Here is a 12,947-nt window from a genome sequence, read left to right on the forward strand (position 1 = left end):
GCTGCGCCGATGGCCGGCGGATCGGCCGAAACGGGCTTACCCGAGGTGTGACTCGTCCGGGCTAACACTGATGGTGGAGGTCGGATGGAGCCTCCACGCTTACGGAGGGGGTCGACGCCTTCACGTAGGGAATTCGCAGACATGGGAGTATCACATAGCGTGCCCAAGACACGCCGCCTGCGCCGTGTCGCCGTGGCCGCACTCCTGACCGCATCAGCCACGACGTTGAGTGCCTGTGGTGACGTCCGGAACGGCGCCGTCACGGAGACGGGCCGTGATGTGGCGGCGCCGGCCAAGGAGGCGAAGTATGTGCCGTGCGGCAATCCGCCGCAGGAGCTGGAGAAGATCGACCAGGCCTTCCTGAACCAGCTCGCAGCCGCCGGTGGCCCGCCGCTGTACGACCTGTCGTACCAGGCCGCGCGCAACGTGCTCAACAAGCTGCAGGCAGGCCCGGTGCCGATGCTGCCCGCTGAGATCAGTCGGCGCACCGTGCCGGGCGGGCCGACCGGCCCTGTCAATGTGCACATCGTGCGCCCTGAAGGCGTCAAGGGAAAGCTGCCCGGCATTGTCTACATCCACGGCGGCGGCTGGGTCCTCGGCAACTTCAAGACCCATGAGCGCCTCGTACGGGCACTTGCCAACGGGGCCCGCGCCGAAGTCGTGTTCGTGGACTACACCCCCTCACCCGAGGCACAGTTCCCGGTGCCGATCGAGCAGGCCTACACCGTCGCCAAGTGGGTCAGCGAGCACGGAGGCGAAATCGGCCTGGACTCCAGCCGGCTGGCTGTAGTCGGAGACTCCGTCGGTGGTGACATGACTGCCGCAGTCACACTCATGGCGAAGCAGCGAGGCGGCCCGAAGTTCCGCCAACAGGTCATGCTCTACCCGGTCACGGACGCCGATTTCGACACCGCGTCTTACCACCGCTACGCCGAAAACTGCTGGCTCTCCCGTCCCGCCATGAAGTGGTACTGGGACGCGTACGCTCCACGCGTCGCCGACCGCAACAACCCACTGGCCTCGCCGTTGAAGGCAACGGTCGACCAACTGCGCGGTCTCCCGCCGGCCCTGGTGATCACCGACTCCGACGTGCTCAAGGACGCGGCCGATGCCTACGCCTCCAAGTTGAAGTCGGCCGGCGTCCCGGTGACGACATCGCATTACAGCGGTGTCACCCACGACTTCATGATGCTCAACGCGCTGCGTGACACCCAGGCCAACAAGGACGCCGTCGCTCGCACCACTGCGACCCTCCGCGACGCTCTCTACGCGACGACCCCGGTCGGGGGCAAGTAGCAGCGAGAGCCGCGGTCCACGTGGAGGCGCCGGAACCCCGAGCCGTGGCGAGGCGACCAAGCGGTCGCCGTCCAACGGCTGGGGGAGCGCCACAACAGTGGAAGCCGCCGAGTGGAGAAGCACCGCCACCATCCTGCCGAGGTTGGTGGCGGTGCTTCTCCAGGGCGGCTTGAGGAAGATCGCAGGTCGGGTGTTTGCAGGTCGGGCGGTGTCTCGTTCATGTCGAAGGCCGGCACGAGGGTCGTCCGGGGCGCTGCTGTGCGTCGTGGGTGCGGCTCGTGTGGATATGCGTCTGCGAGTAGTGGTTCGGCGGGCGGCGCGGTCGGCACGGCTTCACGCCGCCCGCCGGGCTGGTCAGAGCAGCTCTTCGCGGTACAGACCGAGGGCCCGAACGACTGGTTCGTTGGAATAGGCGAACAGGACCGCGTCGGCGGAGGCGTCGACGAGATGCTGGTAGGACGCCCACGAGGGCACCACGAAGACGTCCTTGTCGCCCCAGGCGAATTCCTCGCCATTGATCACGGTCCGGCCCTGGCCCCGCACGACGTGCAGGATGGTCGCGGCGGTGTGCCGCCGGGCGGCGCCTTGGAAACCGGGCACGAGCCGCTGCACCCGGCAGGACATCGTCGGCATGACCGGGCCGCCGGTCCACGGGTTGGTGTACTCCAGGGAGATGCCGTCCACTTCGCTGCCGGTGGCGTGGTCGGCGATGGCCGCGAAGGCGCGCTCGGTCTCTGTCCAGGGGTACTTGCCGACCGGCGAGGCGAGCGTCGCCTGCTGGGTCCAGGTCGGGTTGAGGCGGCCGTGGATGTACTGCTTCGAGGACAGGTCGTCGGCGGTCGTCCTCTTTTGCGCCGCTTCCGGGTGCAGCTCGAAGAACGCGGTGTCGAGCGAGTTGACCAGAGGGAAGTCCAGGCCGTCCAGCCAGGTCATCGGCCCGTCGCCCTCGTGGTAGTGGTCATGCCATTCCCAGCCCGGGGTCAGCAGTAGGTCGCCTGGGCTCATGTGCACACGTTCGCCGGCCACGGTGGTGTACGCGCCGGAGCCTTCGATGATGTAGCGGAAGGCGTTGGACGAGTGGCGGTGGGCCTGCGCCTGTTCGCCGGGCAGGATGATCTGGATGCCGGCGTAGAGGCCGGTGACGGTGGCCGAGGTGTCCCGCATGCCGGGGTTGATCAGCATCAGTACGCGTCGCTGGGCCTCTTCGATGGACAGCGCGGTGGCGAAGTGTTCCATCACCGGGCGGAGCTGCTCATAGCTCCAGTGGAACGGAACGGCGCGCATCGGCGGCTCGGCGGGGAAGAGGTTGCCGAGGTGTCGCCAGAGCGGGCCCACGCTCATCGCGTCCATCTTTTGGTAGGCGGTGTCGGTCTCGCTACCGGACGTAGGTGTCTGCTTCATGCCGGGATCTCCCTGGTGGTGTGCAGTGCGGTATCCGGGGCCGGATCGCAGTGGGCGGTGTCCGGCGCCTGAGGTGCGGCGTTGGTGGTGCCTGCGGCGTCGAATCCGTAGAGCCAGTCGACGACGCTGTAGTCGTCCTCGGCCTGGTGGGCTGCAAGAGCGTCGCGCAGGTGCGCGCCTATGCCGTCGACGTGCAGTACCTCGCCCCAGGCGCGGGCGGTGGTCTGAACGCGGGCAGTGCGCGGTGCGCGCAGTGCTTCGAACGCGGCGAAGGCGGCTCGGGGGTCGCCGGGATGGGCAGCGACGCGGTCGGCGAGCGCGACGGAGTCCTCGATGGCCTGACAGGCGCCCTGTGCGAGGTACTGGAGCATGGGGTGCGCGGCATCTCCGACGAGGGTGATGCCGTCGCGGCTCCAGCCGGTGACGGGCGGGCGGTCGAACAGCGGCCAGCGACGGGAGGAGTTCATCAGCGCGATGCCGGCCCGGACGTCGGCGCAGGTCGCAGCGAAGGCGGCACGCAGTTGAGCCCCGTGGTCGCCGACGTGCTGGGTGTAGCGGCGAGTGTCGAACGTGGCGACTTGGTTGCACAGCTCGCCGCGCCGCACCGGGTACTGCACGAGGTGAAGTCCCGGTCCGGCCCAGATGACCATACTGTCCGGCTCGCGCAGGCCTCCGATACCGGCGAGTTCTTCGATCGGGACGGTTCCCCGATAGGCGACGTAGCCGGAGTCCACCGGCTCCGCGTCGCCGACCAGCAGTCTCCGCACCCGCGAGCGCAGTCCGTCGGCCCCGACGAGGGCGCCGGTGGAGTGGACACTGCCGTCGGCGCAACGCACCAGGGCCCCTGGATGCTGCGGCTGGACCTCCACGACTTCTTTGCCGGGCAGGAGTTCGATCCGGCCGGAGTCCCGGCAGGCGGTGAGCAGTGCGTGGTGCAGGTCGGCGCGGTGGGCGACGAAGTATCGGTGGCCGAAGCGCTGCTGGAAGGCGTCGCCGGTCTTGAGCGACACGAGTCGTTCGCCGGACATCGCGTCACGGATCGTGAGGTGGTTCGGGAAGAACGCGGTGGCGGTGACGGCGTCGAGGACGCCGAGGCGCTCCAGGACACGAGAGGCGTTCGGCCCGACTTGGAGACCGGCCCCGACCTCGGTGAACTCTGGAGCCCGTTCCAGTACGCGCACATCGTGGCCGTCCTGGGCGAGGGCGAGCGCGGCAGCCAGTCCACCGATGCCACCGCCGATGACGAGGAACGAAGGCGTGGTCGATGACATCAGACCCACGCTCCTGTACGGAGCGAATTAATCAGCATACGGATGAACTTGGCACGACTTAGACTTTGCTGTCAATGGCCTTGAAACATGCGGCTTAATGCCTTGACCTCTTCGGCAGTCGCCACCTATCGTCCGCATACGGATTGAATCCAGAACAGGGGCCTTTCCGACCCCGACGACCCCACTGAGGCAGGCACACATGCGACTGGTGAGCTACGACAACGGCTCCGGTATCGACCGGATCGGCTACGTCCACGAGGACCGGATCGTCGATCTGGGCGAGGTGATCGGTGGGTACGGGCAGCCCGGCTCGCTCAGTGCCATGCGCCGACTGCTGGAGCGCTGGGACGAGGTCCAGGACACGCTGCCCGCACCCGATGAGGCCCCCGGCGTGGCACTGGACTCCGTCACCCTGCTGCCGCCGGTGCCGGACCCGACGAAGATCGTGGCGGCCCCGGTGAACTATCGGGACCACCGCTCCGAGATGGAGTTGACCGTCGACATCAGCGACCTGGCCGTCTTCCTCAAGGCGCCGTCCTCGCTGGTCCCGCACGGCGGCGTGGTGGAACTTCCCTACTCCGACCGGAGGGTCGACCAGGAGGGGGAGCTCGCGGTCGTCGTCGGGCGCCGCGCTCGCAATGTGTCGGAGGAGGACGCGCTGTCCTACGTCGCGGGCTACACGGGCTGCCTGGACATCACCATGCGCGGCCAGGAGGACCGTTCCACCCGCAAGTCGTTCGACACCTTCACTCCGCTCGGCCCCTGGCTGGTCACTCCCGACGAGGCCGACCCGGCCGATGCCACCGACCTGGTGTGCACGGTCGGCGGGGCCGAACGTCAGAAGACCAACACCCGGTACCTGATCTGGGGCGTCGCCAAGCTCATCGCGTACATCTCAACGGTCATGACCCTCGAACCCGGCGACGTCATCGCCACCGGCACCCCGGCCGGTGTCGGTCCCCTTGCCGACGGCGACGCGATCACGGTCACCCTCTCGGGGATCGGCACGCTCGCCGTGACCGTCGCCACGAAGCCGGGCGCCGGCCCGTCGCCCACCGGGACCCGGGAATCCTGACGCACGCCCACCTTCCCGTCGAGGTGACTGTGGCAACGGGTGACGCCTGGGAATATCGTCCCTGTGCGGACTAATCGCCATCTCTGCTTATCCGTACTCCGCGGCCTGCCCCGCTGTATGATCTGTTCGCAAGTGATGATGCGGAGGACGAAGCAGGCCTCGCGACCGGCGAAGAGGGGTGGAGCGTGGTGGTTGGCCGCCACAAGCCCACGGAGGCTGTCGAGTTCGACCTTTCCGCCATGATCGGTCACTTGCTGCGTGCTTGCCAGCAACTCCACGTGGCGATCTGGACCGACCTTTTCCCCGGCGGTATCACCTCGACGCAATTCGCCGTGCTGCATGCTCTTGCGCACGAAGGCCCGCTGAACCAGACCGCGCTACGCTCCAAGGCCCGGCTGGACCGCTCCACCACCGCCGACATGGTGCGCCGCCTCGTAGCGCGCCGCCTGGTCAGCCAGGCCAAGGATCCTGACGACGCCCGTCGGCGGGTCGTGCGCCTGACCGCGGCCGGCCGCGCCCTGTACGCCGAGTCGACCATACGGGCCGCCCAGGTCAACGAGACCATGCTCGCCGGACTCGGCGAGGAAGAGCGCGCGGCCCTGCTGGCCCTGCTCAGCTCCCTGCTGGAACAGCACCGGGGGCTCCTGGACTACCGCGAGGACTGACCCTCCGGCGCTCCACCACCGTGCAGGCCTCGCCCGTCCGGCGGACTGCTGTACCTGCGTCACCTTGCTCTGCCCTGCACTGTGCCGCGTGGCAGCTGTCACCGCACGCGGCCGCCGTGCGGCGGGTGCGTGCCGCGCCCGCCTCTTGAATGACTCCTTACCAGCGTATTGACACCGGGGCGGCACCCCCTCAAATTGATCAGCATACTGATGAAGCTGACAGGGGCTGTGCCGAAGATGCCTCCTGTCGTCCGCTGACGCCCCTCCAGAGCCGCAGGAGAATCCCATGAGCGTCTCGTCCCCACCCTCGTCAGCCCGCGCGACGGCTGTCCGACCGAGACCCGCCCGGGTCGCGGTTGCCAGCCTCGTCGGGACGACCATCGAGTACTACGACTTCTCCGTCTACGCGATGGCTGCCTCGCTCGCGCTCGGGCCGCTGTTCTTTCCCTCCGAGAATGCGACGGCCTCCATGCTCGCGGCCTTCGCGACCTTCGCGGTCGCGTTCGTCGCCCGGCCGCTGGGCTCGGCCCTGTTCAGCACCATCGGCGACCGAGTGGGCCGACGCCGCTCGCTACTGATCTGCCTGCTGCTGATGGGCTGCTCGACCGTCGCCATCGGCCTCCTGCCCACCTTCGACACCGCTGGCGTCGCCGCGCCCGTTCTCCTGATCGTCTGCCGTGTTCTTCAAGGGCTCGCGGTGGGCGGTGAGTGGGGCGGTGCGGTGCTCCTGGCCACCGAGCACGCACCGGCCCACCGCCGCGCGATCTTCGGGTCGTTCCCGCAGATCGGACCGCCGCTGGGCTTCGTGCTCGCCGCCGTGGTCTTCACCGCCACTTCCACCCTCAGCGGCCCTGACGGCTTCCTCACCTGGGGCTGGCGGGTGCCGTTCCTGCTCAGCGTCGCGATGGTGGGCGTCGGCCTGTGGGTCCGGGTGCGGGTGACCGAGTCACCGGCATTCGAGGAGGCGGCGACCAAGCAGGAACTGGACCGCGCGCCGATGATCGCCGTCTTCCGTGAGTTCCCGTTGCGCATCCTCATGGCGACACTCGTCGCGCTCGGCGGGCTGACCACGTGGTTCCTCATCACCACGTTCTCCGTCTCCTACGGCGCCGAGACACTGCACATCGCGCCGCGCACCATGGTGCTGATCGCCTGCGCCGCGGCCGCGACCCACGGCATCCTGATCATTCCCGCCGCGCTCGTGGTCGAACGGTTCGGCCGCAAGATGCCGATGATCGCGGGCTCGGTCGGCGTCACATTGCTGGTCATCCCCGCGTTCAGCCTGCTGGAGACCGCTGACCCCGTACTCATAGCCCTCGGGTTCTGCCTGACCATGGTCCCGTTCACGCTGATCCTCGGGCCCATCGGCACCTGGCTGGCCGAACTCTTCCCCACACGGGTCCGCTACGCCGGGGCGTCGACCGGCTTCATGCTCGCCAGCCTGTTCGCCGGCCTCGCTCCGCTGGTGGCGACCAGCTTGGTCTCCGGCGGCCGCTCGCCACTGCTGCTCGGACTCTACGCCTGCGGAATCGCGCTCATCGGCACGATCGCCCTGCTGTTCTCTCCCGAGACGAAGACCCGCTCGCTGCTCGACGACTGACATTCGTAGCCCAGCAGCGGTCTCGTCGCAGGGGAAACCGCGGCCGAGACCGATCGCCTCGCTGAGAAGAAGTCCGCCGACCAGAAACAGGAACGACTATGCCCAGCACGCCCTCGGACCAGGGACGGATCGCCCGTGCAGCGCTCCAGATTGTCGACTTGCCGCTCGGCGCGGCTCGCGGCGGGTCCGGCGCGACACAGCTCCAGCTCGTCATTGTCAGGCTCACCGACACCGACGGCGCGAGCGGTACCGGCTACACCTACGCCCTCGGCCCCGGCATGGCCGCGACCGCCGCACTCATCGAGGAACTGCACCTGCCGGCCGTCGCCGGTATGCCGCTGGCGGAATGGGACCGCACCCGGTACCGGATGCAGGAAGCGACCCACCGCCTCGGCACCGGAATCACACGGCTGGCCACATCGGCGATCGACATCGCCATCTGGGACCTGCGTGCCACGCGCAGGGGACTCCCGCTGTATCAGCTCCTCGGCGCCCATCGTGACGAGGTCCCTGTCTACGGCAGCGGACGGGCCACGCACGCCATGAGCACCGAGGAGCTTGTCGCGGGTTCCCGTTCCTACGTCGACGAGGGCTACTCCGCCGTCAAGCTGCGAGTCGGCGTTCGCCCGCCGGCCGAGGACGTCGCCCGAGTCTCCGCCGTACGCGAGGCGTTGGGCGACGGCGTCGGCATCATGGTTGATGCCAATGAGCGCCTCGACCTCGCCACCGCGGTGTGGATGGCGCCACGCCTGGCAGACCTGGGCGTCCTGTGGTTCGAAGAACCGGTGCCGACGCGCCACATCGAGGCGTACCGGACACTGGCCTCCCGCCAGGCACCTCCACTCGCGGTGGGTGAGCACGTGCTGGACGCGAGCGGATTCACCGCGTTCACCACGAGCGCGCCGATCTGGATGCCCGACGCGCCACTGGCCGGGGGCGTCTCGGAGTTCCTGCGGATCGACGCTCTTGCCGAGGCCCACGGCACGTCAGTCACCCCGCACTTCCTCCCCGAACTGCATGTCCATCTCGTTGCCGCGGGACGGGCGACGACGTGGTTGGAGCACTTCCCGCTCCTTGACGACCTCCTGGTGGAGACCTTGGAGATCCGTAACGGTCGTGCTGCGCCGCCGGACCGGCCGGGGCACGGTCTGCGGTGGGACGAGGACCGGCTCTCCGCCCACCGCGTGCGCAGGGTGGAACTGTCGGCCTGACAATGCCGAGGGCGGGCTCCCGGACCCTCCCCGTGCAGTCACCGTATGCGTTTCACAACTGGTTGTACGTCAGGGCCGTCCGACGAACTGCCGGCTGTGCACCTCGATGTCGGCGTCACGGCCGGCGGTCAGGACGGCGCGTGCTGGTCCGGGTCCGAGGACCGGACCAGCACGCGCCGTACCCGGCCAGACCGAGGCCGAACACCAGATAGTGATTGCCACCGGTACGCCCACCGGGGAAATCCCGCATCGTGCGCCCCAGCGTGCTGCGCCACCGGCGCAGCATCACGTCCTGGCACGCGCCGGCGCGATAGCTGGGCTCGTCGAAGGCGCGGGCAGCGGCGGGATCGAGCAGGTCGACGATGCGCACACTCCCGGGAATTCCTCGCCTCGACAGTGCGTCACGCCGGTTCGACGGGCATCCACAGCTCGCAGGTCGCCGTGCTGAAGTCGTCCGCGCGCTCGAGGGTGGCGACGATCGAGGGACCCGGTCGCAGCCGCCACGGGTTGGCAGGGAACCAATCGGTCGCGGTCGCCGCCCAGGTCGTCTGCAGCGCCTGCGGATGCGGTCCGCTGGTACGGAAGACCGCCCACATTCCGTCCGGTACCTCGATGGCGTCGAGGCCGTCAGGGGTCGGAGTGTCCCGGCTGAGGGCGACTCCGTGCAGGTAGGTCAGTTCGCTGCCCTCCACCCCGTCGGGATCGAGGTCGTCGGAGACCTGCAGCAGGCCTCCCGGTTCGGTGTCGCTGAGGGCCTTGAGCCGCAGGTGTTCTTCGTGCGGCAGTGCGGCGATGTGTTCCTGGATATGCGGGTTGACGCCCTGATGGATGAGCGGGACCCGGGTTGCGTGTCCGACCAGCCGGAACGCAGGTCGGTTGACGAGACGGGTGTCCATGGGGATGCTCCCTTCGACGGTCAGGCGGAACCTGAGCTGCGGTTGTGTGCGCAAGGGGCCTCCGTCGCGGCGCACGTCACTGGGGCCGGCACCGTGGACCGCCCGGAACGCACGTCCGAACGCCTCGCTCGAGCCGTATCCGTGCCGGACGGCGATGCTCAGCAGATCCGCCTCGCCCCGGACGACGTCGGCGGCGGCAACGGTCATGCGCCGCCGTCGCACGTACTCCGACAGCGGCATGCCGGCCAACGACGAGAACATCCGGCGCAGGTGGTATTCGGTCGTGCCGAGCGCTCCTGCCAACCCCTGGACGTCGGGCTCCTCTGTGAGGTGCTTCTCGACGAGATCGACAAGCTGGTTGAGTGCCGAGATCATGAGGCCTCCTTTCGGCTCCAACCCTGGCAGCAGGTACCCCGGGCGGACCCGACCGCTGCGAACCGATCCGATCATGCCCCTGGACCGACACGCAGCAGACGCAGGCCCGCAACCAGGGATCGAAGGCTCACGGTCAGTACCGTCCGGGCTGCCAGCTCGCGCTGTGCCGCTCGCGGACAGAGTCTTGTCGGAGCGTGGACTCGTGCCGAGCCGGGCGAGCCCGTCCGGTCGGTCATGACGCTCCGTCCATCAGCTGGTGGACGACGCCGTCCATGTCCAGGTACCGCTCTTCTTCTCCCGGGGGCACGAGCAGGTTCGTACGTTCGAGGAAGGTGTCGATCGCTCTCGCGGAAGCCGCCAGTACCTCCGTCTCCGCCCCCGACCGCAACGAGATGAACACCACCCCGTCGAGATGCTGAGAAGGCCATACCCGGACATCGCCCCTCCCGCTGACCTCGTACCGGCCGACCGACAGCAGTTCGCGCCCGACCACCCACTCGACAGGCGTATCGGTGTGCAGATTGAAGAGCATGGACACCGTGCACGGGTCCGCGCTGTCGTACCGGAGTTGCGTCGCGACACGCAGCTGCCTGTCTGCTTTGACCAGGCGCATCAGCGTCAGGCACGTCACAGACCTACGCCGGGCGCTTTCCGGTTGCATGCCGTCGGCCTTTTGGATTCTGTCACCTGCACCATCGGACCAGTTGTGGTCATGGGTATCGAAGGCCTCCTTGCTCGTCATGTGTTCCTCCTTTATTTCTGCCATCGATCGGCAATCATCAGGTTTCACTGGTCTGCGCAGTTTCCGGAAGGGATGTGCAGCCAAGAACTTCGTGCCAACCGGGTTCCGGCCAATCGGCATGCAGCCCCCAGGCGTGTTCGCAGGTCACACATCAATTGACCGGGGTGGCATGGCCGGGCGTGACAGAAGGCAGCATGTGACACATATCTCCTTTGCGAAGCCTTTACCGGAAGCGGGAAACCGTGATCAAGGCCTCGGGAACACTGCGGCGCGCCGCTTGGCGATGTCGGGACGGCCAAGCCACAGCATCTGCCCACAAGGTGAGGCGAGTTGAAGGCCGCGACGCGCGGGCACTGCACGTCGCCGCTTCTGGCCCCAATAGGGCAAGGACCAATGGGGCCAGTCAGTAATACGTATGACGATGCCCGACCCCAACCTAGGATTTCGTAGCAGATAAGAAGCTCTCCGCGCAGTAGAGCGGAAATGACGTACGGAATATGCGGAAATCTTGAAAAGGCCGCCTGCTTGGAACGTGATAGAGAAAGCGCTCACGCGTGGGCTGCCGCTCGATTGACCAGCGTCGCTGCGCGTGGAACCGGTCCGGTCCTTTCGTAACGATGACCGCAACGGACGACAGCCCGGGTCAGACTCCAGGTAGGCGCCATTCGGCTTTCGGCTACCGATCAGTGCGTACCGGCGACCCGGCATTCGACCGGGTCGGCGACATTCCTTGACTGTCCCGGCCGACTCGCTCACGGAACAGGCTCGGGGCACCCTGGGAGGCGTGACCAGTGCGCCGATCGTCGTGCACCGGCCGTCCAGCACGGGCGGCCGCCGGGTCACGGTGCACCGCCACGGCCGGGACGAGATCCTCGGCACCGCCTACAGCGACCACGACCTGGTCGTGTTCCTCGAAGGTGCCGGCATCGCCGACCCCGAGACGATCCTGGAAGACCCCCAGTGGGTGGAATGGCGAGGCGGCCACGCTCACGAGTTCAGCAGCGCCTGATGGCTGCCTGGTTGGTCGTGCCCCCAGGTCCTCGCCTGCGCCTCACCTCGCAGTGCCATGGAGGCCCCCTGGTGCCTGATGACGTGAGGGACGACCGGGCATGGAGGCAAACCGTGTCCTGTGGTGAAGGGCTCCTTCTTGCGTGATGCCGCCGCGGCGGCTGCGGGCGCGGTCGTCCTCGGCGTGGTCAGGGTGACCGGCGGCCGGTGCACCGCCGGGGGCTGGGGACTGCTGGCCGGGGCGCGGTCCGGCTACCTCACCGGTTCGTGCGACCGCGGCCGGTAGCCTGGACGTGCAGCCACCCCGTGCGGGCGGCCGCACGGCGGTGGGGCCCGCCGTACCCAACCGTGACCGCACCGGTCGCCAACGGTCCCTACCTGAGCCTTCCGCGCGCCCGCGCACGGACCGAGACGATCAGGTAGGAGCCTGAACACATGCACCCGGACCACCCCGAACACGGCACCCAGACCTCCGGCTGGCAGGCCGAACCAGCCGATCCGGACACCGCGATCGACCCGTGGCCGCCCGCGAAGGCCCCCAGCCCCAAGCGCCGCCAGAGCGAGATTCTCGCCGCGATCGCGGCCGGCGGCGTCATCGGCGCCTGCGCCCGCTACGGCGCCACCCTGATCTGGCCGACCGCACCCGCCGCGTTCCCGTGGACGACGTTCTGGATCAACGTCACCGGTTGCGCCGCCATGGGCATCCTGATGGTCCTGATCACCGAACGCTTCACCGTCCACCCCCTGATCCGGCCGCTCCTCGGCACCGGTGTCCTCGGTGGCTACACCACCTTCTCCACCGCCACGCTCGACACCCAGCGCCTGCTCGACGCCGGCCGTCCCGGAACCGGACTGCTGTACGCGGCTGCCACCCTGCTGGCCGCCTTCGCGGCGATCTGGGCAGCCGCCGCTCTCACCCGGCTCGCAGCCCTCCCTCACGCGAGTGCGGAGCGGGGGAGTTCGTGAACTGGCTGATGGTCATCGCCGGGGCGATCGTCGGCGCCCCGCTGCGCTACCTCACCGACCGCGCGGTCCAGGCTCGCCATGACACCGTCTTCCCCTGGGGCACCTTCAGCGTCAACATCGCTGCCTGCGCCGGCCTCGGTTTCCTCACGGGCGCCGCGACCGCCACCACCGTGCCCCAGGCACTCCAGCACCTGATCGGCCCCGGCCTGTGCGCGACGCTCAGCACCTACTCCACCTTCTCCTTCGAGAGCCTGCGCCTGGCCGAGACCGGCTCGAGGTACTTCGCCGCCGCCAACGCCCTCGTCAGCATCGTCGCCGGCCTCGGCACCGCCTACCTCGCCACGGCCCTTGCCACCGCTCTGTTGGCCTGACGGGCAGACCTGGCTCTGGTTGCGCACTGACGCGCAGCGGCGGGAGGAGACGACCTGGTGCCGCGGACTC

At 68.4% G+C, this 12,947-nt stretch carries 13 protein-coding genes and 1 pseudogene; 9 read left to right on the plus strand and 5 right to left on the minus strand.

Features of this window, described 5'->3' with window-relative positions; all coding sequences use genetic code 11:
- The first annotated feature begins 159 nt into the window (after positions 1-159).
- Positions 160-1,296, plus strand: a complete 1,137-nt coding sequence (locus DN051_RS38285) for an alpha/beta hydrolase (RefSeq protein ID WP_234388874.1) — start codon at positions 160-162, stop codon at positions 1,294-1,296.
- Between the two features lie 354 nt (positions 1,297-1,650).
- Here DN051_RS38285 and DN051_RS38290 read toward each other — a convergent pair whose 3' ends face one another.
- Together DN051_RS38290 and DN051_RS38295 are read right to left on the minus strand one after the other, a co-directional pair.
- On the minus strand, positions 1,651-2,697 hold the full coding sequence (locus tag DN051_RS38290) for a cupin domain-containing protein (protein WP_053760379.1): 1,047 nt from the start codon (positions 2,695-2,697) through the stop codon (positions 1,651-1,653).
- Positions 2,694-3,968, minus strand: coding sequence for an FAD-dependent monooxygenase (locus tag DN051_RS38295; RefSeq protein ID WP_063797328.1), 1,275 nt, complete (start codon positions 3,966-3,968; stop codon positions 2,694-2,696). Before DN051_RS38295 ends, DN051_RS38290 begins: the two co-directional genes overlap by 4 nt.
- 199 nt (positions 3,969-4,167) lie before the next feature.
- On the opposite strand from DN051_RS38295, the gene DN051_RS38300 reads away from it, so the two are divergent.
- The 4 genes from DN051_RS38300 (at position 4,168) to DN051_RS38315 (ending at position 8,519) form a co-directional block, all read left to right on the plus strand.
- A complete protein-coding gene (locus DN051_RS38300; RefSeq protein WP_053760380.1) occupies positions 4,168-5,043 on the plus strand; it encodes a fumarylacetoacetate hydrolase family protein in 876 nt (291 codons plus the stop codon).
- A 278-nt stretch (positions 5,044-5,321) separates the two neighbouring features.
- Entirely contained in the window at positions 5,322-5,708 is a 387-nt protein-coding gene (locus tag DN051_RS38305) for a MarR family winged helix-turn-helix transcriptional regulator (protein ID WP_162625076.1), read from the plus strand.
- A gap of 286 nt (positions 5,709-5,994) precedes the next feature.
- Entirely contained in the window at positions 5,995-7,308 is a 1,314-nt protein-coding gene (locus tag DN051_RS38310) for an MFS transporter (RefSeq protein ID WP_112441459.1), read from the plus strand.
- Between the two features lie 98 nt (positions 7,309-7,406).
- The gene (locus DN051_RS38315) at positions 7,407-8,519 is read left to right on the plus strand and encodes a mandelate racemase/muconate lactonizing enzyme family protein (protein WP_053760383.1); all 1,113 of its coding nucleotides are present in this window, start codon (positions 7,407-7,409) and stop codon (positions 8,517-8,519) included.
- A 69-nt stretch (positions 8,520-8,588) separates the two neighbouring features.
- Here DN051_RS38315 and DN051_RS38320 read toward each other — a convergent pair.
- The 3 genes and pseudogenes from DN051_RS38320 to DN051_RS38330 all read right to left on the minus strand — a co-directional run.
- Positions 8,589-8,895: pseudogene (locus DN051_RS38320) on the minus strand (YciI family protein); the annotation flags it as partial.
- A gap of 25 nt (positions 8,896-8,920) precedes the next feature.
- Positions 8,921-9,790 (minus strand): AraC family transcriptional regulator, encoded by an 870-nt coding sequence (locus tag DN051_RS38325; protein ID WP_112441461.1) that lies wholly within the window; start codon positions 9,788-9,790, stop codon positions 8,921-8,923.
- Between the two features lie 232 nt (positions 9,791-10,022).
- The gene (locus DN051_RS38330) at positions 10,023-10,532 is read right to left on the minus strand and encodes an SsgA family sporulation/cell division regulator (RefSeq protein WP_162625077.1); all 510 of its coding nucleotides are present in this window, start codon (positions 10,530-10,532) and stop codon (positions 10,023-10,025) included.
- A 784-nt stretch (positions 10,533-11,316) separates the two neighbouring features.
- Here DN051_RS38330 and DN051_RS38335 point away from each other — a divergent pair.
- The 4 genes from DN051_RS38335 to DN051_RS38345 all read left to right on the plus strand — a co-directional run bounded on the left by DN051_RS38335 (position 11,317) and on the right by DN051_RS38345 (position 12,877).
- On the plus strand, positions 11,317-11,541 hold the full coding sequence (locus DN051_RS38335) for a hypothetical protein (protein WP_053760386.1): 225 nt from the start codon (positions 11,317-11,319) through the stop codon (positions 11,539-11,541).
- A gap of 138 nt (positions 11,542-11,679) precedes the next feature.
- Entirely contained in the window at positions 11,680-11,826 is a 147-nt protein-coding gene (locus DN051_RS45315) for a hypothetical protein (protein ID WP_162625078.1), read from the plus strand.
- 149 nt (positions 11,827-11,975) lie between these two features.
- Positions 11,976-12,506 (plus strand): fluoride efflux transporter CrcB, encoded by a 531-nt coding sequence (gene crcB / locus DN051_RS38340; protein WP_112441465.1) that lies wholly within the window; start codon positions 11,976-11,978, stop codon positions 12,504-12,506.
- Positions 12,503-12,877, plus strand: a complete 375-nt coding sequence (locus DN051_RS38345; RefSeq protein WP_053760388.1) for a fluoride efflux transporter FluC — start codon at positions 12,503-12,505, stop codon at positions 12,875-12,877. The genes crcB and DN051_RS38345 overlap by 4 nt, the downstream gene beginning before the upstream one ends.
- Positions 12,878-12,947: the final 70 nt, after the last annotated feature.

It is taken from the genome of Streptomyces cadmiisoli (assembly GCF_003261055.1).
GTDB lineage: Bacteria > Actinomycetota > Actinomycetes > Streptomycetales > Streptomycetaceae > Streptomyces > Streptomyces cadmiisoli.

Coding starts and splice junctions, on each gene's coding strand:
- DN051_RS38290 (WP_053760379.1), bottom strand. CDS start 2,697: ATGAAGCAGACACCTACGTCCGGTAGCGAGACCGACACCGCCTACCAA.
- DN051_RS38295 (WP_063797328.1), bottom strand. CDS start 3,968: ATGTCATCGACCACGCCTTCGTTCCTCGTCATCGGCGGTGGCATCGGT.
- DN051_RS38300 (WP_053760380.1), top strand. CDS start 4,168: ATGCGACTGGTGAGCTACGACAACGGCTCCGGTATCGACCGGATCGGC.
- DN051_RS38310 (WP_112441459.1), top strand. CDS start 5,995: ATGAGCGTCTCGTCCCCACCCTCGTCAGCCCGCGCGACGGCTGTCCGA.
- DN051_RS38315 (WP_053760383.1), top strand. CDS start 7,407: ATGCCCAGCACGCCCTCGGACCAGGGACGGATCGCCCGTGCAGCGCTC.
- DN051_RS38325 (WP_112441461.1), bottom strand. CDS start 9,790: ATGATCTCGGCACTCAACCAGCTTGTCGATCTCGTCGAGAAGCACCTC.
- DN051_RS38330 (WP_162625077.1), bottom strand. CDS start 10,532: ATGACGAGCAAGGAGGCCTTCGATACCCATGACCACAACTGGTCCGAT.
- crcB (WP_112441465.1), top strand. CDS start 11,976: ATGCACCCGGACCACCCCGAACACGGCACCCAGACCTCCGGCTGGCAG.